A 26,433-nucleotide genomic window follows, 5' to 3' on the forward strand; every position below is an offset into this window, starting at 1 on the left:
GGTGGAGCTGTCTCTTCTGCTCGTCGGCATCAATCACAAGACCTCGGACATCGAGATCCGCGAGAAGCTCTATTTCACCGAGGACCGCGCCCGATCCTTCCTCCGAACCCTGCCCGCCGACCTTCCTTCGGCGAAGGAAAGCGTCCTCATCTCCACGTGCAATCGCACGGAATGCTATTTCATGACGAGCCATTCTGATGACACCGCTTCCGCGCTGCTCCGTCGGCTCGGCAACGGAATACCCCGCATCGAGGAGCTCTTGAACGGCTCCGCCTATCGTTGGTCCGGACTGCAAGCCATGGAGCACCTGTTCTCCGTCACCTCCAGCCTCGATTCCATGCTCCCCGGAGAGACCCAGATCACCGGCCAAGTGCGCGACGCCTATCGATGGGCCCACGAGGAAGGAACCGTGGGCTACTACATGCACAAGACCTTCCAGAAGGCCCTTCAAGTGGCCAAGCGCGTCCGGCGTGAAACCCGAATCGGCGAGAACGTGGTCAGCCTGAGTCATGCCGCCGTCGAACTGGCCCGAAAAGTGTTCGCGGACTTCTCCGAACGCACGCTTCTCGTTATCGGAACGGGAGAAATGGGGGAATTGGCCGCCCATCAGGCGAGGAAGCAGCAGGTGAAGAAATTGATCGTCACGAGCCGCACCGAGCAACGCGCGGCTGCGCTCGCTTCTCAAACCGGCGGCATCCCACACTCGATCACCGAGTTGGAAAGCCTTCTTCGGGAGTGCGACCTCGTCATTGCCTCCGCGGCCGCCCCCGAGCCGATGGTCACGACGGAGATGGTCCGCCGCATCCTTCCCCACCGAAGGGGCCGGACGCTGGTGCTGATCGATCTCGGCATGCCGCGCAACATCCAAGCCGATATCCACACCCTGGAAAACGTATACGTGTACGATCTCGACGATCTCCAGCAGATCATTCACGACAGCCTGACGCTCCGCCAGGAGGAAGCGGCCAAGGGCCGACTTATCGTGCACGAGGCGGCAGAATCCTTCATGGGCCAGTTTCATTCGCAGGATATCGAACAGGTCATCGTCTTCTTCCGCCAGAAGCTGGAGGCCATCGGCAAGAAGGAACTTGATCGATTCCTCCCCAAAATGGATGGCCTTTCGCCGGAGCAGAAGGAACTCGTCCAAAACGTCACGCATAACATCGTCCAGAAGGTTCTCCACGAGCCGATCACCCGCTTGAAACAGGAATCTTCCCAAGGATCCGGTCTGGGCGGTCCCGATGCACCCAGCTCACGCGAGACGGCTTCGAAGGACTGGCTCAAGGAGGCGCTCGTGGAACTGTTCAACCTCAAGCCTTCGTGACCCCGTCCACCGTTCTCATCGGAACCCGTGGGAGCACCCTTGCCCTCACCCAAAGCCGTGCGCTGATCGAACGCATTCAGGCGAAGTTCCCTCACATTCGATTTGAACTGAAGGTAATCAAGACACAATCGGATCGCATGCCGGACGTCCCCTTGAGCGAATTCGGCGGAAAGGGACTGTTCATCAAGGAAATCGAGGAGGCCCTGCTGCGACACGAGATCGCCCTCGGCATCCACAGCCTCAAGGACATGACCGCCGAGACCACCGCCGGCCTCGGGATTCTGGGCGTAACCGAACGCGAAGATCCGCGCGACTGCGTGATTTCGTACGGACGCCGTCTCTTCCGGGACTTGCCGAAAGGAGCCCGCGTTGGCACATCCAGTTTGAGACGAACCCTGCTGGCCCATGCGCTGAGGCCCGATGTGCAATACGTTCCCCTGCGGGGCAACGTGGATACGAGAATTCGCAAGGCCGCATCGGGCGAAGTCGACGCCGTCATCCTCGCCTTTGCTGCTCTGAAGCGGCTGGGCCGCCAGGATGAAGCCACCGAGTGGTTCGATCCGGAAACCTTCATCCCCGCCGCGGGACAAGGACGGCTGGCCGTGGAGGGACGCGTCGGCGATCCCGATGCCCTCGCCTGGGCGAAGGCCGTCGATGATCCTTCAGAACACCTCTGCTGGAAGGCTGAGCAGGCTTTTCTCTTGAGGCTCGAAGGCGGCTGCAAGATTCCGCTCGGCTCACACGCCATCCTGCGCGACGGCAGGATCTTCTTGCGCGTCGTGAAGGGGACTCAGATCGGCGAGCCTTTGTACCGTGCAGAAGGGTGGGGTTCGGCGGACGAGCCGGAAGCCCTCGGAATACGGCTGGCCGAAGACGTCCTCCGCCAGGAACCATCGAGGCTAAGCCTCGATGGCGGCTATCGAGGCTTAGCCTCGATAGCCGGGAAGCCACGTGGCTAGACCGCCGGCAGGACGCCGCAGCGGTTCCGGAAGCGACCAGGACGGTCGACCCGGCCCGCCCGGCAAAGTCTACCTCGTCGGCGCCGGACCCGGTGACCCAGGGCTCATTACCCTGAAGGGGATGGAATGCATCCGAAAAGCCGATGTGGTTCTCTACGATGCACTCATCCCCCAATCGCTTTTGGCCGGTGCGCCACCCCACGCCAAGCTGGTCTACGTGGGCAAACGATCAGGTCCCGGTCCGCGCGTGCAGGAGAAACGCCAGCAGACGGCCGAGAACCTGATGATCCGCCACGCGCGTCGGGGAGGGACTGTCGTGAGGCTCAAGGGAGGCGACCCCTTCGTGTTCGGTCGAGGAGGCGAGGAGGCCGAAACGCTCCGCCGCCATCGGATTCCCGTCGAATTCGTTCCCGGCGTCACCTCGGCAATTGCCGCCCCGGCGGCGGCCGGAATTCCCGTGACACACAGGCAGCATGCCTCCTCGGTCCTCTTCCTCACAGGCCATGAGGACGGCGGAAAACCTCTTTCTCACCAACACCTGCGAATGCTCGCCGGGTTCGACGGTACCCTTGTGCTCCTCATGGCGCTCCGGGCGCTCCCGGATCTGGTCAAAGATTTGATCGAAGCCGGTAAGTCCCCGGACACACCCTCCGCCGCCATTCAATGGGGCACGACCCCCATGCAGAAATCGGCATTCGCCCCTCTTGGCCGGCTCCCTGCGGAAGTCAGCCGCATGGGCATTGGCCGCCCTTGTGTCATCGTCATCGGTCCCGTCACACGTCTTGCAACCCGTTTGCGGTGGCTGGAGTCCAAGCCGCTCTTCGGAAAAACCATTCTCGTCACCCGCCCCATGGACCAGTCCACCGCCCTCATGGCCTCGCTGGAGGACGCGGGAGCCCGTGTCCTCGCCTGCCCCACGATTCGGATTGAACCGCTCGCCATCGGGGCCGCTCTCCGCCAGGCGTTCCGGTCCCTCGACAAGTACAATTACATCATTTTCACCAGCGCGAATGGCGTGCGCCTTTTCTTCGATCGGCTGGCGAAATCCAAGCGCGACATCCGGGACCTCCACCGCGCCCATACCGTGGCCATCGGACCGGAAACGGCCAAGGCCCTCCAGTCCACAGGGATCCACACGGATGTGCTTGCCGACGATTTCATCGCCGAGGGAATCCTGTCCAAGCTCAAGGGACCCCACATCGCCGGGAGCCGCATCCTCATCCCAAGGGCAATCGAAGCACGTGAGGTGCTTCCGGAAACCTTGCGCCGCAGGGGCGCCCGCGTCGATATCGTTCCCCTCTATCGGGCCATTCCCGAACCGGGTCTTCGGTCGCGCATACGCGGAATCTTCGACACCGAATCCATCGACTGCGTCACCTTCACCAGTTCCTCCACGGCGACCCACTTCTTTACGCATGCGCCGCCATCTCTCCTCACCCGCCGTCCGCGATTCCTCGCGGGATCGATCGGTCCCATCACAACCCGCACCATCCGCTCGCACTACTCCGGTCCGATCCTCACCGCCTCCGTCCACACCGCCCAGGGGCTTGTCGACGCCCTCATTCGGCGGTTTCGGAAACGCCGCCCATGACCCCGCGCCGCTCCTTCTTCCTTTCGACTCACGATTTACGATTCACGACTCACGTCTTGAAATGAGCCTCCACAAACGCAAACAAGTCCTCCTCACCTTCGATAGTTTCGGCGACCTCCCCACCCTCGCGCATATCGCGTTTCAAGTCATCGCCGTCGTCAGCCAGGATAACAGCTCGATGCGCGACGTGGCCCGCCTCGTCATGCAGGATCCGCCTCTCGCGGGCCGTGTCCTCCGCGTGGCCAATTCCGTCTACTATGGGCTTCGACAACCCGTCAGTTCCATCTCGCAGGCCCTCGTGGTGCTCGGCCTCAACCGGATCAAGGAAATCGTCTCCGGGATCGCGATTCTAAGCTTATTCCCCACCGTACCAGGAGAGCCGGTATTCGACCGCGCCCGCTTCTGGAACCACTCCGTAGCCACCGCGTTTGTCTCGCGCTATCTCTCCCAGCTCGGGCGAATCAAGCTCCAGGGTGAAGAGTTCGCCGCCGGCCTCCTCCATGACTTGGGTCTCATCTTCTTCGACCAGTATTTCCACTACGACATCATCGCGGCCCTCGCCCTCCAGGAAAAACAGAAGCTTCCCCTTTCCCAGGCGGAAACCCGCATCCTCGGCCTCACCCATCCCGAGGCTGGGGCCATGCTGGCCGAACGGTGGAAACTGCCGGCATCGCTCGTGGATGCGATCCATTTCCACCATGAGCCTTGGAAAGCGAAAATCGAACCCACCCTGGCCGCCTTGGTCCGGATGGCGGAACTGATGGCCACGGGTCGCGGCGTCGGATTTGACGAGGCTGAAAAATCCAAGAATCCCCTCGTCGATCCCGCCTGGCAGATCCTCACCCGTCAGCATCCCGTTTTCGCCAAACTGGACCAGCGCGAGGTCATCGCCCAGTTGGATGAAGTGCTCCAGAAAGCCCAGGAGTTTGTGCGGCTGGTTCAGACCGTGGCGTCTGAACCGCCTCCCCCCGGCGATGACCTGCTCACCCTCCCGGCCTGACCCCACCACCTGCAACAGGCGGCGGAGCGGCCTCCCGATCCCTCGGCTCGCCAGGCGGGCCGATTGCAGGTGGTGGGGTGATCCCTCCCTAAGCTTCCTTCGCCGCCTCCCCGGGCAGATGTGGCGCACCCGTATCGTAGGTCCGGTATTCGAAAAGGAATTCGATCTCAACCGCGGATCCCAAGGGCAACTCGGCCACGCCCACGGAAACCCGCGCGTGCTTTCCCCGGTTGCCCAAAACCTGCACGAGAAGGTCCGACGCGCCGTTCACCACCTTCGCGATCTCGGTGAAATCGGGCGCCGACCGGACGTAGCCCGCCACTTTCACCGTTCGCCTGACCTGTTCCAGATTTCCGAACTCTTGCTGAAAAATCCCCAATGCGTTCAGAGCGCACAGACGCGCCGCTTTCGTAGCGTCTTCAACGGATACGTCCAGTCCGACGCGCCCCTTGCACGTCAGCTTTCCATCTTCCATGGGAAGCTGCCCGGAAACAAATACGAATCGGCCCGCCTTCATGGCCGCCACGTAGTTGCCCACCGGCTTCGGCGGGCTCGGGAGAGCAATGCCCGCCTTTTTCAGGCGCTCTTCGATGGTCACGCCACCGCCACTCTCCCTCCGGAATCGTCTTTCATCGCCTGGGCGATGCTTTGTACATACGGAGCCTTCAACACCCCCCGATCCGTCATAATCGCCGAAATCAAATCATTTGGCGTTACATCAAACGCAGGATTGAAAACCTTCACCTTCCGGGGGGCTATCCGTCGACTCCCCACCCACTCCACCTCCCGCCTGGATCGCTCTTCGATTGGAATCTCTCGGCCATCGCGGATCTCTACGTCAAACGTCGTCAACGGCGCCGCGACATAGAATGGAATTCCCAGGCGTTTTGCGGCGCATGCAACACCGAATGTTCCGATCTTGTTGGCGGTATCCCCGTTCGCCGCGATACGATCCGCTCCCACGATGGCCAGATCGATCTTTCGATCCCTCATCACCGAGGCCGCCGCGCCGTCGACGATCAACGTCACCGGAATCCCATGCCTCTCCAACTCCCAGCAGGTCAGTCGCGCTCCCTGGAAAAGCGGGCGCGTTTCGTCGGCAAAGACTTCCACCTTCTTCCCTCGTCTCGAAGCTTCGATCACCACGCCCAACGCCGTGCCAAAGCTCCCCGTGGCCAATGGCCCCGTATTGCAATGGGTCAGAATGCGCGCCTCCGTGGGTACCAGATCCGCTCCCGCCAGACCGATCCGCCGGTTGCTTTCCTCCTCAATTCCCACAAGACGTTCCGCCTCTTCCAAAATGGCCGCTCGAACTTCGGGCGCGGCCGCGCTCGCCAGCTCGCTCAGTTTCTTCCGCATCGCTTCCATCGCCCAGAAGAGATTTCTCGCGGTCGGGCGGGTCCGGGCCAGGCGCTCCACGGCCTCCAGGATGGACTTCCGGACGCGCGCCCCATCCCCGCCTTTCGACTTCCATGCCGCCAAAGCCACGCCCCACGCACCGGCCACCCCGATCGCAGGCGCGCCACGAACCGCCAACGTTTCGATCGCCCGGGCCACCTGTTCCACGGAATTGCATTTGAGGATTCGCACCCGATCCGGCAAGGCCCGTTGGTCGAGCAATCTCACCACACCCTTCCTGAATGAAATGATTGGCGGATACCGCTTCACGAACTTATGCCTTAGCCTCTCCCATGTCTCGGAACGCCTTTTCCCACCTTTTCAGTGCCCCCGCAAGGATCTTCTTTGTGTGGAAGGGAGACACAAAACATGCCTCAAACGGTGAGGGTGGCACATACAGCCCGTTCGCAAGCGCGGCGTGAAAGAAACGGGAGAACGCCGGTCGATCACACGCCAAGGCGTCCTCATAGCTCACCACCGGCCTCGGTGAGAAGAACAGCGTGAACATGCCGCACACCCAGGGAACCTGCACCTCGTATCCATGAGATTCCGCCAGCTTCGCCAGCGCCCCGGCGAATTTCTGCGTCGTTTTCTCCAGAGCGAGATAAGGCTTTCGCGTGGCAAGCCAGTCCACCGCCGCCGCCCCACACGCCATGGCGGCCCGGTTTCCGGCCAGCGTGCCCGCTTGGTACACGGGGCCCAGCGGCGCAACACATTCCATGATGTCTTTCCCGCCGCCATAGGCGCCCACCGGAAGCCCCCCCCCCATGATCTTCCCCAAGCACACCAGATCCGGCCGGATCCCCGACCACTCCACGGCCCCCCCGTGCCGCACGCGAAAGCCCGAGATCACCTCGTCGAAAATCAGAACCGTCCCGTGCTCAGAGGTCATCCGGCGGATTTCCCGCAGAAAGCCGTCCCGAGGACGTACCAGACCCATGTTGGCCGCGATTGGTTCGACGATCACGGCGGCAATTTCTCTCCCTTCCGCCGCAAACAGCCGCCTGAGGGCTTCGACGTCGTTGTACGGCACCACGCGGGTTTCCGCCACGAACGACGCGGGCACTCCGCTCGAATCTGGAAGCGAAAGGGTCGCCGCTCCGGACCCGGCCTTGGCGAGCAGCCCGTCTGAGTGACCGTGGTAGCACCCGGCAAATTTCACGATCCGACTCCGACCGGTAAAACCACGCGCCGCTCGAACCGCCGACATGGTGGCTTCCGTCCCGGAATTCACAAACCGGATAAGCTCCAACATCGGGAAGGCCTTCCGAATGGACCGCGCGAGATGGATTTCCTCCGGCACGGGAGCGCCGAGCACGGTCCCGCGACGGGCGGCCGCCGTCACCGCCTTCGTCAAAAGCGGATTCGCATGTCCCAGAAAGACCGCCCCATAGGATTGGACGAAATCGATGTACCGGTTTCCATCGACATCCCACACCCAGGGTCCCCTGCCCCGCTCAATGAAGACGGGATTTCCGCCCACGGATTTGAACGCACGCACCGGGCTCGACACCCCGCCCACCAGAAGCGCGGAGGCTTCGCGAAAGAGTCGGTCGGACTTCGACGTCTTCACGACCGTCGCTTACAAGTCCCGATGCATCACCGACACCGGCCAACCCGCCTTTCGCAATCCGGCTGCCATTTCCTCAACGACCGCCACGGAGCGGTGTTTTCCACCCGTGCATCCAAAAGCGATCGTCAGGTACGATTTTCCCTCTCGCTCATAACGGGGCAGGAGAAAATGGAGGAGACTGCTCGTGCGCTCCAGAAACTCAGTCCAACCCTGGTCCTGCCGCAGAAATCCCTTCACCTCATCCGTCCGGCCGTCCATGTCTCTCAAACCTTCCTGAAAAAAGGGATTCGAGAGAAATCGCACATCGACCACCAGATCGCTGTCTTGCGGAACTCCATTCCTGTAGCCGAAGGACTTGAGATTGACGCGGAGGCGGTCCTTCCCCTTCGGCGCTCCAAACCGCTGAGTGACAAATTCCCGAAGCTGGTGGACCGTATACTCCGAGGTGTCCAAGACCATATCCGCCAAGTCCCGGAACGCCTTCAACTGCCGCCGTTCGGCATCGATGCCCTCTTGGACGCTCCCTTCCGGGGAGAAGGGGTGCTTGCGTCGGGTCTCCGAGAATCGACGGATCAGGGCTTCGTCTCGCGAGTCCAGAAAAAGGATCTCCAAACGTGGCGCGCGTTCCTTGATCTCCCCAATGGTCTTGTCCAAGCCTGCGAGAAAGCCCCGTTCTCTGCCGTCGATGGTCAACGCGAGCTTTTCCACCTCCCCCGTCGTCTGCTCAAACAAGTCGATCAGTTTGGGAAGCAGCACGCCGGGGATGTTGTCGACGCAGTAGTAACCGGAGTCTTCCAACGCCTTGCTCGCCGTGGATTTCCCCGAGCCCGACAGCCCGGTGACGACAACGATCCGGAGATCACTCACTCTTCTGGCCGAAGGGATCGCTGTTCAGGCGGTCTCCGCATCTTTCTCCCGATGGTGATCCTGTACCTTTTCCTTGCGCTTCTGGAGCTGAATGCGAATCTTATGAAGGGCCTCCGTCACCGATTCAACGGCTGAGTGACCCCGGCCGCTGCCTGTGACGTGTCCACCCTTCGACCGAAGGGTGACCGACGCCAGGACTCGGCCGCGCTCTTCGGAAATGGAGGCGTCCAGGTGAGGCTCCTCATTGCCGCCCCGGGACTTCAAGAGAAACTTCCGGAATCGCTCCAGGTGATCCGTGATGAGGGCTTCCACCGTGGGATCCGGTTCAACCTTGCGGTAATGAATGTTCATCCCCCACCTATCCTTTCAGTGCTTTCGGATGTGAGAGCCGGTTGTCGCCATCTCCGCGGAGGCGGCCACCCATCGACTACCTCTGCTTTCTCTGGAAGGCCGGCGGGATGCCCGCCTGCTCGCGATACTTGGCCACGGTCCTGCGAGAGATGTTGATTCCCTTTGCGCGCAGGTGTTTGGCGATTTCCATGTCCGACAGGGGCCGCCGCTTGTTCTCGTTCTCCAACAATATCATGAAATCGTGCTTGATGGATTCGGTGGAGATACTCGTTCCCTGACGGGTCACCATCCCCGTCGAGAAGAACTCCTTCAATCGCAGGACGCCCTGCGGGGTTTCCGCATACTTGTTGCTCGTGACCCGGCTGACGGTCGATTCGTGGACACCTACCTCACGCGCGATATCCCTCAGGGTCAGGGGCTTCAGAAAGCCCACGCCGTGATCCAGGAAATCCCGTTGAAACTTGACCAACGCGGTGGCGACCTTGAAGATCGTCTTTTGGCGCTGGTCGATGCTCTTGATCAACCAGAGGGCGGACCGGATCTTGTCTTTCACATACATCTTCTCTTTTTCGCCCAGGTCCCGACGTTGCGCGAGCGCGCGGTAGATGGGATTGATGACCACCGTCGGCACGCCCTGATTGTTCAGCCGGATCTCGTAGTCGTTGCCCACTTTCTCGATCGTGAGGTCCGGCGTCACGTAGGGTGCTTCTTCATTGGAGAAGGACCTCCCCGGCTTGGGATTGAGCCCCTTGATCAGGGTGAGCGCGTTTTGCGCCTCGCGGAGGGAAATATCGAGGGCCTTCGAGAGTCCCTTCGGATCGTTCTTGGCCACAAAGTCAAGACCTTCGGTGACCGCCCGCACGTACGCGGGACGGTCCACACCCATCTGACGAATCTGAATCAACAGGCATTCCTTCAGGTCCCTCGCCCCGACGCCGGCAGGATCAAGGGTTTGGATGACTCTCAGGGCCTCCTGCATGACCCCGGGGTCCATCTGGTTCTGTCCGGCCAAAGACTGGATATCCTCATCCAAGTATCCGTTGTCGTCCAGATTGCCCACGATGATTTCGGCGGCCCGGTACACCTCGGCGGATAGTTTGTTCAGTCCGAGCTGCCAAACCAGGTGATCTCTCAGGTTCCCCTCGCGCGAAACGATGTTCTCGTAACTCGGACGATCGGCGGTCCCCGCGAAATCGGGGATCCGGACGTCGGATTCCCGGGCGACATTTTCCAGATACAGGTCGTCGGAACCTTCCGCCTTGGTCTCCTTCACCGGTGCCTCGATCGACTCCGGGTCGAAGGCATCGGAGGGCTTGGTGGTGGTGCCCGCCCCATCGGGCTTCCCGGTTTCCAGGCGCTCTCCTTCGAGCTTGTTTTCCTGGATCGTCACTTCTTCCAAGGCCGGATTCGCCTCCAATTCCGCCTTCAAGTATTCCTCGAGATCCAACCTCGGCATCTGGAGGAGCTTGAGAGAAAGCTGGAGCTGCGGAACCAGGATGAGCTGCTGGCTCAGCCTGAGTTCCTGCTTGATGTCAAGTCCCATGCAGTCTCCTAGAAACGAAACGTCGGGCCGAGGTAAAATTGCTTGGCCGCTTCGCTGGCGGCGATTCGGGACGGCGGCCCGTCCTCCAGAATCTTCCCCTGGTGGATCAGATACGCGCGATCGCACACTTCCAGCGTGTCCCGCACGTTATGGTCGGACAGGATGATCCCCACGCCCTTTGAAGCGATGTACTTGATGAGCTGTTGAATCTCGCCGACGGTGATCGGATCGATGCCGGAGAACGGTTCATCCAGAAGAAAAAAGAGCGGCTCGAGGGCGAAGGCCCTTGCGATCTCCACCCTACGGCGCTCCCCTCCGGAGAGCACCATGGCCTTCTTGTCTTCCAGGTGGGTAATTCGGAATTCATCCATGACCGAGTAAAGTTTCTCGCGGCGCTTGCGGGAGTTCAGGGGAAGAATCTCCAATGTCGCCAGAATGTTCTCGGCCACGCTCATCTTTCGGAACACGGAAGGCTCTTGGGGCAGATAGAGGAGGCCGTACTGGGCGCGGCGGTGAATCGGGAGACGCGTGATTTCCGTGGAGTCCAGCCAGATGCCTCCGGCGTCCGGCTTCACGAGACCGGTCATCATGTGAAAGGTCGTCGTCTTTCCTGCGCCGTTGGGACCCAGGAGCCCCACGATTTCGCCCGGCCCGACGTTGACATTGACGCCATCCACTACGCGCCGCTTCCGGTAGCTCTTGACGAGGCCCTCCGTGCGAAGCTTCTTCGAGTGGGTTCGCGATTCTTTCACAATCCCCCCACCCCAGCCCTCTCCCGCAAAGGGCGCAACGCGGCCCGGGGCCGGGTGAGGGCCGCCTGCCGGCACACTCTCCGTCTGTTGGCTATTGCCGGACATCTTTCTCCGGAACGATCGTCTGGACCGGCTGCTTGTCCGAGCCCAGGACGACCATCTTCTTGTCGCTGAGGGTGACCAGCACCTTGTCACCGGCGGAAATCTTGTCCCCCTGGTGGATTCGCGGCTCCCCCGTCAGGACGATCTCTCCGTTCTTCTTGTCGTACACCCCCTCTTTCCCCTCTCCCCAGGTTGTCGGATCCTTCCGATCGATGACTTTGACCGAGCCTTTGCCGGTAAAACCCAGGATCTCGTGGGTCTTGGGGTCGTAGTTCGCGTCCATGGTTTCGGCCTTGACGAAATAGTCCGCCGTGGTGGCCACGACGTTCCCCTCGAAAGTCGCCTTATTGTCCTTCTCATGGGCCGTCATCCGGTCGGACTTGATTTCGATTTTCTCCGTCTTTTTCTCGCCGACCGTCGGCTCCGGCGCCACGTTCACATCGGCCACCGTGAGCACGCCACCGGATAATTCGAATACGTCTACGGGGCGATCGACACGCCCCGTCGGGGCGCGACTTTCGAGGCTTTCGGAATCGTTGAGGCGCGAATCGACGTGGACGGCGGTGAATTCGATGTGGTCCCAAGACTCGTCCGCCACCGCTTCATCCGCCCGGATGTCCCAGTCCAACTTTCCATCCCTGAACACACTCATGCGCACACCTTCGAGGTGCCGGTCGGTTGGGGATCTGACCTCGATGGGTGACCGGACGCTCGCGTCTTCTTCCCGGGCCAGTTTCACTACCGCCCACGAGATCCAGCCGAGGACGGCCAGCGATCCCAGGAGGTAGGCCAACACGCGAAATCGCACACGTTCACGTTAACACCAATCGCCCGGAGAGTAAAGAAAATGACCCGGTTTTGGCCCTCCGATTGCTATAGCAACGGATGCCAATCCGAAATCAGCAAGATCGGTGCCGTTAGGTGACCTTGGATTCCCAACGCCGGGCCGGCCGGACCTAGCGTTGCGGCAGCTCCTTGTGGGCCGGAACCACCCCGAGGCCATCCGCCTCCCTCACCGCACGAAAAACCGCCTCGGAGGCTACGTGGGCGGCCGCCGCCCCCACGTTCTTGACGTCGCACCCGTCCTTCCGGAGCGAGAATGCCATGACCACGTCTCCATCGACTGGCGTCTGGAAGGGCCGGATCACCCTCGCCAGACCCGTGGAGGCCATCCGCGCCACGACCCCCAGTTCGGATTTCGACAGATCGGCATCGGTCGCGATAAGGAGAAGCGTCGTGTGCTGGCCGTGGATCAGATCCTCCCTCACAAGGCCGCCCCGAAGGGCGGCCTCGGTGTCCAGGAATCCCCCCCCGGGAGTCCTGGCGCCCGCCACGAGGCGCCCGGAGCCGGGGTCGAAGATGTCGCCGAAGGCATTGACCACTACAAGCGCGCCCACACGAATTCCCGGCGCGATCTCGCAAAAGGCCGACCCCACCCCTCCCTTGCACGCCGAGAGGAATCCATTGAATTTCCCCACGGTCGCGCCCGTCCCCGCGCCCACACTTCCCTCTTGGACGCGACCGTCCGATGCCGACACACATGCCTGGTAGGCCAGATCCGGTGAAGGCCGCTCCATCCCCCCCGACCGGGCGATACTGAATGGAACATCGAAAATGACGGAAGTGGGGACCACGGGGATTCTCGCCAGCTTGAGGTCCAACCCGACACCCTTCTCCTCCAGGTAGCGTACGACGCCCCCCGCAGCATCCAGGCCGAATGCACTTCCGCCGCTAAAAAGAACCGCGTGCGCTTCCCCCCCCGTGTGGTGGGGAAACAGGCCATCGACCTGCCTCGTGCTCGTCGCCCCTCCCAACAACAGAATGGAGCCGAGGGCCGGCTGATCGAACAGAATCACCGTCAACCCCGATCCCCCCTTCGGTGTTGACGCATGCCCGACCCGGATCCCCCCCAGACCGGTCAGGGTGTCGTTCACTTCGGTTCCGGAGGCAGGATCCCTTCGCCCAACTTTCCCCGCGCCTCCAGAGAAGCCACGCCCGCCCTGGCCTTGGAGATCAGGTTGTCGATTTCGGGCCGGTCCATCTGATCCGAGTAGTCCGCCGCCAGTTGGTCCAACCTGTACAGTGCCGCGCGGTATTCCCCCCGCCGGAGGTAAAACTTGGCCACATACAATTCATACTCGGCGGCCCGCTTCCGAAGCTTGCCCAGTCGTTCCGAGGCCTGGCCCGCAAATTCGCTTGCGCCGTACTGTTGGACGACGTGCCGGTACTGGTCGATCGCGTTCAGCGTGGCCGTGGGGTCTCGGTCCATCGAGAGCATATCTTCCTCGTACGATCGACCGATCATGAAAGCGGCATGCGGGACCTTCGGATGACTCGGGTGCATCCGGATGAACTCCTCATACCCCACCACCGCTTCCGAGAACTTCCGGTCCTTGAAATACACCTCCCCGATCATGAGCCTGGACAGCGAGGCATACTCGCTGTAGGGATAGTCGTCGACGATCCGTTTGAAATTGTCCAGCGCGCGCTCATAGTCCGGTAGGGCCGGCAGAAACCAGAGCTTGGTGCCTTCCACCCAGCGCATCGCCTCGTCGTACAATTCCTGCGCGGTCTTTTCCTTCTTCTCCTGAGTCGCCGCGCAGGACAGTCCTAGAGCGGCGCCTATCCATACCGCCGCCATCCACGTCTTCATCCCACGCTCCCATTCACGTACCACGCGTGCGTCTTTCTGAGGCCCTCTCGAACGGCCACCCGAGGCCGATATCCCAGAATTCGCCGTGCCGCAACGATAGAGGCCAGGGAATCCTTCACGTCCCCAGGCCGGATCGGACCATGAATGGGGCGCACGACGGCGCCCGTGATACGACGGACGGCATCCGCCAGATCATTCACGCTGATCCGCTTCCCCCCGGCTATGTTGAACACCGTTCCCCCGAGCCTCCTCTCCGTCATGCCTGCCCGGACAATGCCCCTCACGCAATCCTCCACAAAGGTGAAATCGCGAGTCTGGCGTCCGTCCCCGTGGATCGTAGGACTTCGACCGGCGAGAAAGGCCGCGAAGAAGCGGGGAATGACCGCGGCATAGGCGGAGTGAGGGTCTTGCCTCGGTCCATACACGTTAAAGAAGCGAAGGGCGACCGTATCCAGGCCATAGAGAGCTGAAAATATCCGGCCATACAACTCTCCCATGAGTTTCGTGATGGCGTACGGAGAGCGTGGTAGAGGAACCATGTCCTCCCTTTTGGGCAGGGTGCGTATGTCCCCATAGACGGAGGAGCTGGATGCAAGAACAACGCGGTCCACCTTCGCCTCCCGTGCCGCCAGCAACACGTTGAGCGTTCCCGTTGCGTTCACCTCGTGGGACGTTTTCGGGTCCGCCACCGAGCGGGGAACCGACCCGAGGGCCGCGAGATGATAGGCCACCGCCACTCCAGCCATGGATTTCTTCACATCGGCGAGCTTCCGGATGTCTCCCCGAAGGATCTCTACGCGGCTTCCCACTCCGGCGAGATTTCTCCGCGTTCCGGTGGAAAAATCGTCGAGCATTCTGACGCGGACCCCTTTCTTCGCCAGTTCCTCCACCAGGTGGGAGCCGATGAACCCGGCGCCACCGGTCACGAGCACGGCGTTAGACATGTATCGCAAGAGTCCTTGATCCACTCGCCGTGCGGTAGGCCCAAACAGGGCCGTACGTACCCTGTTGAGCCTGGATACATCTCCGTGAAAACTTGCAGAACTTCATCAACAGGGTACGAGAGCCCGGATGCCGCTCGCCTTCAAAGTTTGACAACCTTGGAACGGCCGGGGATGGACTTCGTCGCATTCCGGGTATCCATCACCAGCCTGGCGGAGCGCACAACGAAGTTCCAATCGAAGGCATCGTGATCCGTTCCAATGACCACACAATCCGCGCGGCCCAGCCGCGCCCGATTCAACGGGACCGAATGAAGGACGTGTCCGCCCACGCCGAGCTTCGGAACGTGGGGATCGTGGTAGCTCACCCGTGCCCCCTTCCGCAGCAGCAGGGAAAGAATGTCCAGGCACGGGGATTCCCGCAAATCGCCGATATTTTTCTTGTAACTCACGCCCAGCATGAGGATATCCGCGCCTCGCACGGCCTTCGAGCGCCGGTTAAGCGCATCCACCACTTTTTCCACGACATACTCCGGCATTTTCGTGTTGATCTCCGTGGCCAGCTCGATAAACCGCGCGGAGTAGTTCAGCGTTTTCAGCTTCCACAAAAGATACTGGGGGTCCACCGGAATGCAGTGCCCACCCAACCCCGGTCCCGGATAAAACGGCATAAAGCCGAAAGGCTTGGTCGCCGCCGCGCCGATCACCTCCCACGTGTCCAGTCCAAGATGGTTGCACATGATGGCGATCTCGTTGACCAAGCCCACGTTCACGGCGCGAAACGTATTCTCCAACAGCTTCGTCATCTCCGCCGCCCGCGTGGAACTCACCGGATGGACGGTCTCCACGATCGTTTCATAGAGAGCGCGAACCGCCCGGGAGCAGGAGGGCGTGATCCCGGCAACGATCTTGGGCGTATTTCTCAGGCCGTAGGACTTGTTTCCCGGATCAATGCGCTCCGGGGAAAACCCCAGAAAGAAATCCCGCCCCACTCGAAGCCCCGATTGGGCCAGCACGGGGAGCGCGACCTCGTCCGTCGTGCCGGGGTAGGTCGTGCTTTCCAGAACCACCAACTGGCCCTTGTGAAGATGATCCCGGATGTTCCCGATGGCCTGAAGGATGAACGACATATCCGGATCACGCGTTTTCGAGAGGGGCGTGGGGACGCAAACGATGGCCGCGTCGAGCTTCGCGAGACCGGAAAAGTCCATGGTCGCCTTCAGCTTCCTCGATCGGACCAGGACGGAGAGCCGTTCCGAATCCACATCCTGCACGTAGGATCGTCCACCACGGATCCGCGCAATTTTTTCCCGATCCACGTCGAATCCGGTGACCGCAAAACCCTCCTCGGCGTATTCCACGGCGAGAGGAAGGCCGACGTACCCCAACCCGAGAACTCCGATCCGGGCCTCGCGGTTCCGGATGCGCAGAAGGAGTTGGTCCAGAATCATCAGGGATGTAGGCCGATGGGCAGGCGCCGGTGGCCCCGAAGACTAATCAGACGCGCCGTGGGGCGTCCACCGACTGAACTCAGCCGAGTCCCGCCTGGCGGCCGGGCATTTGGAGAACGTGGGCTTTCTCGATGGGACGATTGTGCGCATTCACGTAGACGAGCCGCGGTTCATGCCTCAGGGCCTCCGCTTCCTCGTATTCCGCATAGCTGGCGATGATGATCAAATCGTCTTTCTCCACTCTTCGGGCCGCCGCGCCATTCACAACGATCTGCCCCGAACCCGCCGCACCGGGGATGACATACGTGGTGAACCGTTCGCCGTTGTTGATGTCATATACATCCACCTGTTCGAACGAGACCAAGTCCGCCTGTTTCATCAGGTCTGCGTCTACCGTGATACTTCCCTCGTACGCGATGTTCTTGTCCGTCACCGACGCACGATGCACTTTCGACTTAAGTAAGGTCCGCTTCATGGGTACCTCCTTTTAATTGATTATCTTAGCACGATATTGTCGATGAGTCTTGTATCTCCCGCCCACACCGCTGCCAAGAGAACCGTGCCCGGGCGCACCACCGCTTCCGGCCGGAGCGTTCGGCCCGAGCGGGCTTCAACGTAGTCTACTCGCAGGCCGTCCGCTTCGAGTTTTCCCCGAACTTCCACGGCCACTTTTCCGGCATCGACCAAACCCCGGCGGGCGATTTCCCGCGCCTCCCGGAGTGCCCTTGCCAAGGACTTCGCCCGTTCCCGCGCTTCCGGTGAGAGGTACGCGTTCCGCGAACTCATGGCGAGGCCGTCAACTTCCCGCACGGTCGGATACTCGATAATCCTCACGGGGATGCTCAGGTCCTCCACCATGCGTTGAATGACTCTCACCTGCTGGAAGTCTTTTCGGCCAAAGAGGGCCACGTCCGGCTGAACGATATTGAAGAGCTTCGCCACCACCGTGGCCACGCCCCGGAAGTGACCGGGACGGGATCGGCCACAAAGACCCTCGGAGATTTTCTCGACCTCAACGTGCGTCTGGAAGCCTTCGGGATAGAACCGATCTTCCCCGGGCGCGAAGAGGACATCCACTCCCTCCTTCCGCAAGAGGGCGGCGTCCCGACGATGCTCCCGGGGGTATCGGCCCAAATCCTCGCCCCTCCCGAACTGGAGTGGATTCACGAAAATGCTGACCACGGCCCGGTCCGCGATCGAACGCGCCCTTCGCACAAGCGCCAGATGCCCGGCGTGGAGGGCGCCCATGGTGGGCACAAAGCCGATGCTTTTCCCGCGCCGGCGCTGGTCCAGCGCCCACTTCTGCATCGCGCCGTTGGACCGAATCGTTCTCATGTTCTTCTCCCCCTCTCGCCTCTCACCTCTCGCCTCACGCCTCTCGGCCTCAAAACGAATTTTCCGGACCCGGAAAGCGGCCCGAACGAACGTCGTCCGCATATTCGCGCACGGCTTGACCGACCTCCTTGCCGAGCTCCGCATACCGTTTCACAAACTTGGGAGAAAAATCCTGAAAGAGGCCCAGCAGATCGTAGATCACAAGAACCTGGCCATCGCACCCGGCACCGGCCCCGATGCCGATCGTCGGGATCTTGAGCCGCCGGGTTACTTCGGAGGCCAGCGCTGAAGGCACACCTTCGAGGACCACACTGAATGCCCCCGACTCTTGCACGGCTTCCGCGTCCTCGATAATGCGAGCGCGATCAGGTTCAGCCCGTCCCTGAACCTTGTAGCCGCCCATCTGATGGATCGATTGAGGCGTCAACCCGACGTGTCCCATCACCGGAATTCCAAGTTCAGTCAGTCGGCGGATCGTGGGCGCAATCGCCCGCCCTCCTTCGAGTTTGACCGCCTCTGCTCCACCCTCTTTCAGTGCCCTGCCGCAATTTCTGACGGCCTCTTCCAAGCCGGCTTGGTAGGACAGAAAGGGCATGTCCATAACCAACAGCGCCCTCTTCCGACCTCTGGCCACGGCCCTCGTATGATAAAGCATTTCCTCCATAGTCACAGGTAAGGTACTGGAATATCCTGAGAATACTGATCCAACAGAATCACCGACAAGAAGAATATCCACCCCTGCCTCATCCAGTATTCTCGCCATTGTGTAGTCGTAGGCGGTGAGGACGACGATTTTCTTCTGCTCCGTCTTGAGTCGGAGAATTCCGGGAGCGGTGATCTTTTCGTTTTCCATCGGTTCGTCTCAGCCCCGCGCCCGACGTGGCGCATGGGTCCAAGCGATATGAAGACTATGCTAGACTTCAAGCCGGCATGAGTCAAGTTTCCGGGGTTTCCTCAGAAGTGATGGAACTATCGCGCACCCTCGCTCCACATTTCCCGTGGGATCCCAGAGTCGGCGATACGTATCACTGCGGTGGAGCATTGCGAATGGTATGGCAGCTCCCCGCACCCTGCCACAAGAGCGACTTCCGAATTCTGGGACTCTACGAGGCGAAGGCGTGGCTGAGGGAACGCGGATTCCAGGACATCGAAATCGAACACCACGGATCCAAATGGACGATCACGGCCTGCGACCACCCCGCTGGATCTCCCCTCACCGCCGCGGGCGGATCGGATGTCGAAGCCGCCCTGCGCTTGGTCCTTCAGGTCCTGGGCTCTGTTTGAGAACGTATTTCCGTGGTAGCCGCAGGCTTTAGCCTGCGTCCGAAGACGCACCCGTAAAGGCCATGTTCCATGCCGTGCCGTCCGTGGCACGGCGACATATCATGGCCCCATACCGTCCTCGGCAAGGGGGTGCGACTACCAAGCCCGCGTCCTGACCGCAGCCTGAAGGCTGCGGCGATAACAACCGCCTTATCGTTTCTTCGGGGCGGAGGGCGTCAGCGAATCGACGAATCGCGCAAGCTTCTGCACTTCAAGCATGTACGACCTGAACAGGGGCGCCGCCTCACGCTTCGTCGGATCGATTCGCTCCAAGCGATACTCCCAAGCCTTGCGCACGGCATCGAGGTGAAACCCCACGGCTTTTTCCAGTTCCGAGATCACCAGGTCTCCGTCGACTTGAAGTTCCTGGTGGCCGAGCCAGACGAGATATCGGCAAACGCGCACCAGCATCCCACCCGATTTCCGAAGCGTCTGTAGCAGGATCTTCGGCTCGGTCCCCGCCTCCAGCAATACACGCTGGAGCATCAGGAGGGTCCCCTTGAGTTCGCGCTCGCACTGTCGACGCACCGATTCATTCGAAGGGATCAGCCGCTCAAAAGGATCTTCTCCCCACAGGATTCTCCGCTTGATCGACATCTCCAGCAGCTCGATGGGATACGTGTCCAGTGCCCCGCTCATGTAGGATCTGTCAAGCAAGAGCGGCGATACCACGCGGAGTTTCCGCCAATCGCTCACGTAAGGAGTTAATCTGGCCACGTGCTCAAATTGCACCTCTTCAAGCACCAACAGCAGGTGAAGCTCGGATCTCTTGGGATGAAAGTATCCCCGCGCCGCGCTGCCGAACAGCACGATACTCTTTAGATCTACCGGGAAGAGATTGCGTACCGTCCGGACGCACTGTTGAAGGGTCCTCTCGTGTTCCGCCGGAAGACCGGCCGATGGCCCGCTCGCTCCCGTCGCCATGATCCCGGAACTGTACACGTCCCTGTCTGAGATTGCCACGGCCATTCTTGATGTGGATTCTGGACTTCAGGGGTCCTTGACGTTCTGAGGCCAAACCAGTAGACTACCACCCGCTTCAACGGGAGGTTCTATGGGTTCGGAAAAATTGGCCGTCATCGGATGCGGCACGATGGGTTCGGGCATCGCCATTCTGTGCGCGGATGCCGGGCTGGACACGACTGTGGTGGAATCCACGCAGTCGCGCGCGCGGGAGGGCATGAAACGCATCGATGCCTACTTCGCGCAGAGCGTGGCGAAAGGAAAGGCCACCGAGCAGGAGAAACGAGACCGCATCGACCGAATTCACCCCACTTCGGAGCTGGGGCAGACCGCGGAATGCGATTTCATCATCGAGGCCGTCCCCGAGGATCTTGTCATGAAGAAGCGGCTCTTCGGAGAGCTTCACCACATCTGCAAGAAAGACGCTCTCCTGCTGACCAATACCTCGACCCTGTCGATCACGGCGATCGCCTCCGGGTGCGGCCGGCCGGACAAGGTCGCCGGCATGCACTTCTGCAACCCCGCCCCGATCATGCCGATGATCGAAATTGCGCGCGGCCTTCACACCAGCAATGAAACCTTCGATCGGGTCAAATCCCTCTGCTCGAGCCTTGGAAAGAAGTTTGTTGTCGCCAAAGACACTCCCGGTTTCCTGACCAACTTCTTTCTCGTCTCATTCGTGCTCGACGCCGTCCGGCTTCTGGAGGGCGGCATGGCCTCGGCGCAGGATATCGACAAGGCGTGCAAGCTGGGCTTGGGCCATCCGATGGGCCCCTTTGAGCTGATGGACACCGCGGGACTCGACATCACCTGCACGGTGGCTGAATCCCTGTACGACCAGACGAAGGACACCCGATACGTTCCCCCCGCCCTGCTGCGACAGATGGTGGATGCCGGCCTCCTCGGCCGCAAGTCGGGCCGCGGGTTCTACGAGTACGGTTCGTCCGGAATCTACGGGGCATAACCGGGACACCTCCATGGCTAAGTTTGAAACCGTAGGCGTCATCGGGAGCGGCACCATGGGCTCAGGAATCGCCCAACTCTGCGCTCAGGCGGGCATGTCGGTAAAAATGCTTCAGCGCAGCGCCGCCTCGCTCGAAAAAGGTGTGAAGCGGATCGACGATTTCCTTACAGGCAGTGTCAAGAAAGGAAAGATGACCGAAGATCAGAAAAAGGAAACCTTGGGACGCGTGTCCGGCACCATGGAGATGAAAGACCTCGCCGGCTGCGATGTGTTCATCGAATGCACGTACGAAAACATGGAGCTCAAGCGCGAGATCTTCACGGCGATGGATGAGATTGCCAAGCCCAACGCCGTCCTTTCCACGACAACCTCTTCTCTCTCGATCAGCGAGATCGCTTCCTCAACCCGGATGCCGGGGCGTGTCATCGGGCTCCATTTCTTCAACCCCGCACCCATTATGAAGCTTGTGGAGGTCATCCGCGGGATCCAGACTTCTGAGGACACGGTGGAATCGGCCGTGGACTTCACGCGCCAGATCCGAAAGGAGCCCGTGGTCTGCAAGGACAGCCCAGCCTTCATCGTCAATCGTCTGCTCATCCCGATGCTCAATCAGGCGGTCCAGGCGTACGACGACGGTCTGGCCACACGAGAAGACATGGACGCCGCCGTCGAAATGGGGCTCGGTTATCCCTTGGGCCTTCTGAAACTGGCCGACCTGATCGGACTGGATATCTGCTGCAACATGGCCCAAGGCCTGTACGACGGCTACCGGGAGGTCCGCTTTTCCCCCCCGCCGCTCATGAAGAGCATGGTCAAGGCCGGCCTCCTCGGCCGCAAGTCCGGCCGCGGTTTCTACTCCTACAACGGCAACAAGAAGTAGGTGCCCGCCCGGCGAATCATTCCGCCGTCAGCGAACGGCGTAGGATTCGCACCGCGAACCGAAGGTCCGGACCGCCCCGTGCCATGACCGCCTGAATTTTGTTTTCTGCCGTCTGGCGAAAGGCCTTGGCGGCGGCGGCATCTCCCTCCGATGCGGCCTGTCGGCTCAACGCGCAATCCAAGTGCCCTCGCTCGAGGTGGAGTAGATCCTTCAGCGACTCGTCGTGACCCGCCTCGGCCAGCTTCTCCGCTCCCTCGAACGCCTCCCGGGAGCGCTCGATGTGACTTAATTCCGCCTCCGCCGTGCCCAAGTGACCCAGAGTGATGGCCTCCAGCCGGCGATCTCCGATTTCCCTCTGGATGGCCAACGCCAATTGAAACAGCTCCCAAGCCTCTTCCGCGCCGCCCCGATCCAGATGCACCGTCCCCATGTCGCGCAGCACAATGCTCTCAAATCGCCTCGACCCCACCTCGCGGTGGATGGCGAGGGCGCGTTCCAAGTGGTGCCAGGCCGTCTCGTGATTTCCCTCATCGAATTCCAGGACCCCCAAATTCCCAATAACAATCCCCTCGAATCTCCGATCGCCCACCTCACGGAGAATGGATAAGGCCAGATCGAAGCTCTCCCGCGCCTCGCGTCTCACCCCTTTCTCCATGTGGAGGTGACCGAGATTCCCGAGAGTAATGCCTTCCAATCGCCGGTTTCCAACTTCGCGGTGAATCCGAAGGGCTTCCGCGTACAGTGAAGCCGCTTCGTCCAAACGCCCCTGATCCTGGGCCACAATCGCCACGTACCCGGTGACCGTACCCTCCATGCCCCTGTCGCCGGCCGCCTTCTGGTCGGCCAGCGCCCGCTCCAAATACGGCTGCGCCTTGTCGATCTGCCCCAGATCCCGATACAGCGTTCCCAGATCGTACAACACCATCCCCTCGATGGACCGGTTCCCCACCTCTTTCGAGATCTCCAAGGCATTTTCGAAGTCGGCCAATGCGTCCGTCAGGCGACCGCGCGCCCTTCTGGCCCGACCCCGCGACTCCAATAGCCTGGCTTTCAAGACCGGGTCCACGCCGGGAACGTTCATCATGCCGCGCGCGGAGTCCAGAATGGATAGGTGCGCATCGAAGGGCCCGCGCATCGAAAGGACCGGGTCGATAGCCAGGACCGCCCTGAGTGCCTGGGATACACGTTCGGCGTTCAGGGTCGAGCCGACCAGTGCCCGCTTGTGGATGGCCATCAGGTTTTCCGACTCCAGCGCCAGAAATCGCATGACCTTGATGCCGTCCGGCCCTTCGATCTTCCCGCCGATCTCCGATCCCATTTGAACGTAGTACTCCGCGTGGCGGTGAAGGGCTGCCTCGCTCCGTCCGGCTTCGGCCAGTTTCTCGGCGGCGTACTCCGCGATGCTCTCGTACAGACCGAACCTCAGCTCTCCGGGCAGACCGGCGGGTTCGAAGGAGCGCAGGAGCGACTTGTCACGGAGGGCCTGGATGACATCCAACACCCAAGGGGGTCCCGGGAATTCCCCGAGATCGATGATCGCCTCGGCCGCCTCCATCATGAATCCTCCCTTGAAGACGGAGCACTGAGCGAGAGCGGACTTCTCCCACGGCTGAAGAAGATTCCACGACCAGTCGATGGCCCCTCGGAGGGTGGATTGACGGGAGGCCGCGTCCCGGTCTCCCCCCCCGAGGACCTCGAAGCGTCTCGGGAGACGTTGGAGCAGCTTGGCCGGCGTCAGAACACCCATCCGCGCCGCGGCCAGTTCGATGGCCAGTGGAATGCCATCCAAGTGTCGGACAATGGCCACCACGGCCGGCGCCTCATCGGCCGTCAGCGCGTAGTCCTGCCGGACGGCCCGAACGCGATCGACAAACAGTTGCACCGCCTCCGATGCGGCGAATTCCGCATCCTCTTTCGGAAGACTCAGCGGTCCCAACGCATGGGTCATCTCACCCGGCAGCCGCAGTCGCTCTCTTGAGCTGATAAGGAACTGCGCGTCCGGGGAAAGTTCCAGCCACCGTCCCACCGTGGCCCGCGCGGACTCCACCACCTGTTCGAAATTGTCGAGGATCAACAGGACCCGCCCACGCCCGGCCAGCGCCTGCCCCAACTGGTAAGCGGTTTCGGACGGCGACCGACCCGCCGCAATGGAAACGTTGAGGGCCTTCGCTACGGCCGTAAACACGCCGTCGACGCCCGTCGCCTCCGAGAGATCGCAGAACCACACGCCACCACCCCCATCGTGTGAAAAATGGTCCAATTGAAGCAGACCGTATTGCGACGCCAGCCGGGTCTTCCCCGTGCCACCGGGACCGAGAATGGTGACGAGGCGTTCCCCGCCGGCGAAATACTCATGCAGCCTCTGTAGGTCCGGCTTCCGGCCGACGAAACGAGTCGGCGCGGCGGTCAGATTGGTTTTGCGAACTTCGGCCGTACGAAGAGGAGGGAATCGCCGCCCCGCAAGCGACTTGGGCATGATCTGGATGATCTGGATGACCTGTTCGGCGGATTCCAATCCCTTCAGACGGTACTCGCCCAAGTCCATGGTATGGGGCGATCCCAGGAGCGCGAGTTGGGCTTCGATCTCCTGCCAAACCCACCCGGTCACAACCACTTGGCCTCCGTGAGCAGCGGCAGCCACCCGCGCGGCACGGTTCACCATCGGGCCGAAGTAATCCATCCGGCCCGTCACGGGATCCGGACGACATTCCGGCCGGCCGATGTGAACGCCCATCCGAAGACGCAGGCCGCTAAAGAGCCGTTCCCCATCGGGCTTGGCCTCTTCCCGCGCAGCCTCGTGGGCGAGGATCTCTGGAGGCCATTGAACAGCCGCCAGACCTTCCTGCGCGGCCAGGCACCAGCGGACCGCTTGGATCGCGCTTCCGAAAGCGACCATGAAGGAATCCCCTTCCGTCTTGACCTCATACCCCCCGCAGTCGGCCAGCGTCCGTCGCAGGAACGTATTGTGGATTTCCAGCGCGGAACTCATCGCGCCGGGATATCGCTCCCAGAGCGATGTGGAGCCTTGAATATCGGTAAAGACGAGGGTGACGACGCCGGTCGGCGCCGACGGGGAACCGTGTTGTGAGTTTCCCTCAACCATCGGCTGGGAGCATGAACCCCGTCACGGCTTCCCCGCGGACCTCAGCCAGCGGATATAGGCCTTGATGGATTCGATATCTCCCTCGTCCAACACATCCTTGTAGGCCGGCATTTTGATCGTCTGGCGATTGAGAAAGAACCGGGCGAGCGGATTCCTTTCCAGGCGAGGGTTGGTCCCTTCCCGAATCCAGTGCTCCAGTTCGGCGTCATCCTTCACCAGTTCGTCGTAGTCCGCGCCGCTCCATGACGGGATGTACCCGGTGAGCGAGGATGGATTTCCTGGGGTCCCCTTTCCGCCCGGACCGTGACAACCGAAGCAACCGTGCTCCCGCGCCTCCTCGTAGCCCTCGTGCTCGGGAGTATCCTTCGAAGGCTCCTCCATCTCGGAAACGGCCTTGAAATATTTCACTAGATCTTCCAGTTGCCCGCAGCAGAGCTTCCCTTCGTAAGCGGGCATCTTGATGAGCATGCGCCTGCGATTCTCTTGGAACGCCGCGTCGTTTTCCTTGCGTTTGGGGTAGCCGTAGAGAATCCACTCGCGCAGATCCGCCTCGCTCTTTTCGTGGATGTACATCATCTGAGTTCCACCGACCCACGCCGGAACCTCCTGTTCCTCCGCGCCGGGATTCGCGATGCCTTGGAGGCCGCCGTCGCCGTGGCAGTTGAAGCAGCCCGCTTTCATCGCCACCCGCCGGCCCCGCTCAATCGGGGAGATGTTCCGGCACCTCACCCACCACAATCCCCCTCCAACAGCGACCAGAAGGACCGCCGCGGCCAGTCCGATTTTCTTCCTTCGACTCACGACTTGCGTCTCACGATTTACGCCTCAGTGTTTGTGTTCCCCACCCGATTCCTTTGATTCCACCTTGGGCGCCGCCCCTTTCAGCTCCTTCACCGAATCCACGATGATGGCCGTCGCCCCTCCCTTTTCGATCCGTTCTCCCTTGATTTCCACGCGCTCCGCCGCCAGCTTCTTCACGTCGTCGAAGGCCGATTCATTGTCGTGGCTCGGCAGGAGCAGCAGGACCTTCTGGTCGTCCGTCAGCAGCGCCGCCGGAATGCCTTTCCGCAGGCACGTCTGCGCGCACTTCTTGTGCCCCCTGCCTTTTTCGTTGTGAGTGAAATAGCAGGTGGAATCGATCACCTCCCCCTGAACGGTCACCTGCTCGCCCGCTATCACCACATTCGCACTTAGAATCATTCCAAGAACACCGTAAATGAACCAACGGTTCATGAGTTTCTCCTTTCGTAACCCTTCAGCACCCCCCATCCTAACCTTCCCCCTCAAGGGGGGAAGGGATAAGTGAGAGTGCGCTTCCCTTTCTTTCTCCCTCCCCCTTCCAGCCTTCGCAGCCGGAGCT

General features: G+C 61.2%; 26 protein-coding genes. 7 read left to right on the forward strand and 19 right to left on the reverse strand.

All coding sequences use genetic code 11. The features are described 5' to 3' along the window. Position 1 precedes the first annotated feature (1 nt). The 4 genes from HYT87_04815 (at position 2) to HYT87_04830 (ending at position 4,874) form a co-directional block, all read left to right on the forward strand. Positions 2-1,324, forward strand: coding sequence for a glutamyl-tRNA reductase (locus HYT87_04815; protein ID MBI2059073.1), 1,323 nt, complete (start codon positions 2-4; stop codon positions 1,322-1,324). Further along, entirely contained in the window at positions 1,321-2,283 is a 963-nt protein-coding gene (gene hemC / locus HYT87_04820; protein MBI2059074.1) for a hydroxymethylbilane synthase, read from the forward strand. The genes HYT87_04815 and hemC overlap by 4 nt, the downstream gene beginning before the upstream one ends. Beyond that, a complete protein-coding gene (gene cobA, locus HYT87_04825; protein ID MBI2059075.1) occupies positions 2,276-3,874 on the forward strand; it encodes a uroporphyrinogen-III C-methyltransferase in 1,599 nt (532 codons plus the stop codon). The genes hemC and cobA overlap by 8 nt, the downstream gene beginning before the upstream one ends. Positions 3,875-3,935: 61 nt before the next feature. Continuing rightward, positions 3,936-4,874: an HDOD domain-containing protein gene (locus HYT87_04830; protein MBI2059076.1), complete on the forward strand. Its 939-nt coding sequence runs from the start codon at positions 3,936-3,938 to the stop codon at positions 4,872-4,874. An 88-nt stretch (positions 4,875-4,962) separates the two neighbouring features. Here the strand turns inward: HYT87_04830 and HYT87_04835 are convergent, their stop codons facing one another. The 15 genes from HYT87_04835 to panB all read right to left on the reverse strand — a co-directional run bounded on the left by HYT87_04835 (position 4,963) and on the right by panB (position 18,693). Next, the gene (locus HYT87_04835; GenBank protein ID MBI2059077.1) at positions 4,963-5,472 is read right to left on the reverse strand and encodes a RidA family protein; all 510 of its coding nucleotides are present in this window, start codon (positions 5,470-5,472) and stop codon (positions 4,963-4,965) included. After that, a complete protein-coding gene (mtnA, locus tag HYT87_04840; GenBank protein MBI2059078.1) occupies positions 5,469-6,542 on the reverse strand; it encodes an S-methyl-5-thioribose-1-phosphate isomerase in 1,074 nt (357 codons plus the stop codon). Before mtnA ends, HYT87_04835 begins: the two co-directional genes overlap by 4 nt. Before the next feature lie 4 nt (positions 6,543-6,546). Then, on the reverse strand, positions 6,547-7,845 hold the full coding sequence (hemL, locus tag HYT87_04845) for a glutamate-1-semialdehyde 2,1-aminomutase (GenBank protein MBI2059079.1): 1,299 nt from the start codon (positions 7,843-7,845) through the stop codon (positions 6,547-6,549). Between the two features lie 9 nt (positions 7,846-7,854). Further along, positions 7,855-8,712 (reverse strand): RNase adapter RapZ, encoded by an 858-nt coding sequence (rapZ, locus tag HYT87_04850; protein ID MBI2059080.1) that lies wholly within the window; start codon positions 8,710-8,712, stop codon positions 7,855-7,857. 24 nt (positions 8,713-8,736) lie between these two features. Beyond that, on the reverse strand, positions 8,737-9,063 hold the full coding sequence (locus tag HYT87_04855; GenBank protein ID MBI2059081.1) for an HPF/RaiA family ribosome-associated protein: 327 nt from the start codon (positions 9,061-9,063) through the stop codon (positions 8,737-8,739). Between the two features lie 76 nt (positions 9,064-9,139). Continuing rightward, positions 9,140-10,606 carry an RNA polymerase factor sigma-54 gene (rpoN, locus tag HYT87_04860; protein ID MBI2059082.1) on the reverse strand — a complete coding sequence of 489 codons (1,467 nt, stop codon included), beginning with the start codon at positions 10,604-10,606 and terminating at the stop codon, positions 9,140-9,142. A gap of 8 nt (positions 10,607-10,614) precedes the next feature. Next, positions 10,615-11,463: an LPS export ABC transporter ATP-binding protein gene (gene lptB / locus HYT87_04865; GenBank protein ID MBI2059083.1), complete on the reverse strand. Its 849-nt coding sequence runs from the start codon at positions 11,461-11,463 to the stop codon at positions 10,615-10,617. Then, positions 11,450-12,268 carry a hypothetical protein gene (locus HYT87_04870; GenBank protein MBI2059084.1) on the reverse strand — a complete coding sequence of 273 codons (819 nt, stop codon included), beginning with the start codon at positions 12,266-12,268 and terminating at the stop codon, positions 11,450-11,452. The genes lptB and HYT87_04870 overlap by 14 nt, the downstream gene beginning before the upstream one ends. Before the next feature lie 148 nt (positions 12,269-12,416). Beyond that, on the reverse strand, positions 12,417-13,394 hold the full coding sequence (locus tag HYT87_04875; GenBank protein MBI2059085.1) for a P1 family peptidase: 978 nt from the start codon (positions 13,392-13,394) through the stop codon (positions 12,417-12,419). Then, the gene (gene bamD, locus HYT87_04880; protein MBI2059086.1) at positions 13,391-14,113 is read right to left on the reverse strand and encodes an outer membrane protein assembly factor BamD; all 723 of its coding nucleotides are present in this window, start codon (positions 14,111-14,113) and stop codon (positions 13,391-13,393) included. The genes HYT87_04875 and bamD overlap by 4 nt, the downstream gene beginning before the upstream one ends. Beyond that, positions 14,110-15,057 carry an SDR family oxidoreductase gene (locus tag HYT87_04885; GenBank protein MBI2059087.1) on the reverse strand — a complete coding sequence of 316 codons (948 nt, stop codon included), beginning with the start codon at positions 15,055-15,057 and terminating at the stop codon, positions 14,110-14,112. Before HYT87_04885 ends, bamD begins: the two co-directional genes overlap by 4 nt. A gap of 140 nt (positions 15,058-15,197) precedes the next feature. Beyond that, the gene (locus HYT87_04890) at positions 15,198-16,505 is read right to left on the reverse strand and encodes a nucleotide sugar dehydrogenase (protein MBI2059088.1); all 1,308 of its coding nucleotides are present in this window, start codon (positions 16,503-16,505) and stop codon (positions 15,198-15,200) included. 79 nt (positions 16,506-16,584) lie between these two features. Next, on the reverse strand, positions 16,585-16,980 hold the full coding sequence (locus HYT87_04895) for an aspartate 1-decarboxylase (GenBank protein ID MBI2059089.1): 396 nt from the start codon (positions 16,978-16,980) through the stop codon (positions 16,585-16,587). A gap of 20 nt (positions 16,981-17,000) precedes the next feature. Next, a complete protein-coding gene (locus HYT87_04900; protein MBI2059090.1) occupies positions 17,001-17,840 on the reverse strand; it encodes a pantoate--beta-alanine ligase in 840 nt (279 codons plus the stop codon). Positions 17,841-17,889: 49 nt separating this feature from the next. After that, positions 17,890-18,693 (reverse strand): 3-methyl-2-oxobutanoate hydroxymethyltransferase, encoded by an 804-nt coding sequence (panB, locus tag HYT87_04905; GenBank protein ID MBI2059091.1) that lies wholly within the window; start codon positions 18,691-18,693, stop codon positions 17,890-17,892. A gap of 194 nt (positions 18,694-18,887) precedes the next feature. Between panB and HYT87_04910 the strand changes: the two genes are divergently transcribed. Next, on the forward strand, positions 18,888-19,124 hold the full coding sequence (locus tag HYT87_04910; protein MBI2059092.1) for a hypothetical protein: 237 nt from the start codon (positions 18,888-18,890) through the stop codon (positions 19,122-19,124). Positions 19,125-19,313: 189 nt separating this feature from the next. On the opposite strand, the gene HYT87_04915 is transcribed toward HYT87_04910, so the two are convergent. Next, the gene (locus HYT87_04915; GenBank protein MBI2059093.1) at positions 19,314-20,126 is read right to left on the reverse strand and encodes a hypothetical protein; all 813 of its coding nucleotides are present in this window, start codon (positions 20,124-20,126) and stop codon (positions 19,314-19,316) included. Between the two features lie 91 nt (positions 20,127-20,217). Here HYT87_04915 and HYT87_04920 point away from each other — a divergent pair, with 91 nt between their 5' ends. Together HYT87_04920 and HYT87_04925 are read left to right on the forward strand one after the other, a co-directional pair. Next, entirely contained in the window at positions 20,218-21,090 is an 873-nt protein-coding gene (locus tag HYT87_04920) for a 3-hydroxyacyl-CoA dehydrogenase family protein (protein ID MBI2059094.1), read from the forward strand. Positions 21,091-21,103: 13 nt separating this feature from the next. Further along, complete coding sequence (locus tag HYT87_04925) at positions 21,104-21,970, forward strand: 3-hydroxybutyryl-CoA dehydrogenase (protein ID MBI2059095.1); 867 nt, start codon at positions 21,104-21,106, stop codon at positions 21,968-21,970. Positions 21,971-21,986: 16 nt separating this feature from the next. Here the strand turns inward: HYT87_04925 and HYT87_04930 are convergent, their stop codons facing one another. From HYT87_04930 to HYT87_04940, 3 genes are read right to left on the reverse strand one after another with little or no spacing between them, the layout of a single operon-like run. Then, positions 21,987-25,073 (reverse strand): tetratricopeptide repeat protein, encoded by a 3,087-nt coding sequence (locus HYT87_04930; GenBank protein ID MBI2059096.1) that lies wholly within the window; start codon positions 25,071-25,073, stop codon positions 21,987-21,989. A gap of 21 nt (positions 25,074-25,094) precedes the next feature. After that, positions 25,095-25,874, reverse strand: coding sequence for a c-type cytochrome (locus HYT87_04935; protein MBI2059097.1), 780 nt, complete (start codon positions 25,872-25,874; stop codon positions 25,095-25,097). A 24-nt stretch (positions 25,875-25,898) separates the two neighbouring features. After that, positions 25,899-26,306, reverse strand: a complete 408-nt coding sequence (locus HYT87_04940) for a hypothetical protein (GenBank protein MBI2059098.1) — start codon at positions 26,304-26,306, stop codon at positions 25,899-25,901. Positions 26,307-26,433: the final 127 nt, after the last annotated feature.

The sequence above is a fragment of the Nitrospirota bacterium genome (assembly GCA_016180645.1).
Classification (GTDB): Bacteria; JACPQY01; JACPQY01; order JACPQY01; family JACPQY01; genus JACPAV01.

Excerpts from the sequence above, each read along its gene's own strand:
- HYT87_04925 (MBI2059095.1), top strand. The coding sequence starts at position 21,104 with ATGGCTAAGTTTGAAACCGTAGGCGTCATCGGGAGCGGCACCATGGGC.
- HYT87_04895 (MBI2059089.1), bottom strand. The coding sequence starts at position 16,980 with ATGAAGCGGACCTTACTTAAGTCGAAAGTGCATCGTGCGTCGGTGACG.
- bamD (MBI2059086.1), bottom strand. The coding sequence starts at position 14,113 with ATGAAGACGTGGATGGCGGCGGTATGGATAGGCGCCGCTCTAGGACTG.
- HYT87_04830 (MBI2059076.1), top strand. The coding sequence starts at position 3,936 with ATGAGCCTCCACAAACGCAAACAAGTCCTCCTCACCTTCGATAGTTTC.
- HYT87_04920 (MBI2059094.1), top strand. The coding sequence starts at position 20,218 with ATGGGTTCGGAAAAATTGGCCGTCATCGGATGCGGCACGATGGGTTCG.
- HYT87_04910 (MBI2059092.1), top strand. The coding sequence starts at position 18,888 with ATGGTATGGCAGCTCCCCGCACCCTGCCACAAGAGCGACTTCCGAATT.
- HYT87_04900 (MBI2059090.1), bottom strand. The coding sequence starts at position 17,840 with ATGAGAACGATTCGGTCCAACGGCGCGATGCAGAAGTGGGCGCTGGAC.
- rpoN (MBI2059082.1), bottom strand. The coding sequence starts at position 10,606 with ATGGGACTTGACATCAAGCAGGAACTCAGGCTGAGCCAGCAGCTCATC.
- HYT87_04930 (MBI2059096.1), bottom strand. The coding sequence starts at position 25,073 with ATGGTTGAGGGAAACTCACAACACGGTTCCCCGTCGGCGCCGACCGGC.
- HYT87_04885 (MBI2059087.1), bottom strand. The coding sequence starts at position 15,057 with ATGTCTAACGCCGTGCTCGTGACCGGTGGCGCCGGGTTCATCGGCTCC.
- lptB (MBI2059083.1), bottom strand. The coding sequence starts at position 11,463 with ATGTCCGGCAATAGCCAACAGACGGAGAGTGTGCCGGCAGGCGGCCCT.
- panB (MBI2059091.1), bottom strand. The coding sequence starts at position 18,693 with ATGGAAAACGAAAAGATCACCGCTCCCGGAATTCTCCGACTCAAGACG.
- HYT87_04890 (MBI2059088.1), bottom strand. The coding sequence starts at position 16,505 with ATGATTCTGGACCAACTCCTTCTGCGCATCCGGAACCGCGAGGCCCGG.
- HYT87_04855 (MBI2059081.1), bottom strand. The coding sequence starts at position 9,063 with ATGAACATTCATTACCGCAAGGTTGAACCGGATCCCACGGTGGAAGCC.
- HYT87_04940 (MBI2059098.1), bottom strand. The coding sequence starts at position 26,306 with ATGAACCGTTGGTTCATTTACGGTGTTCTTGGAATGATTCTAAGTGCG.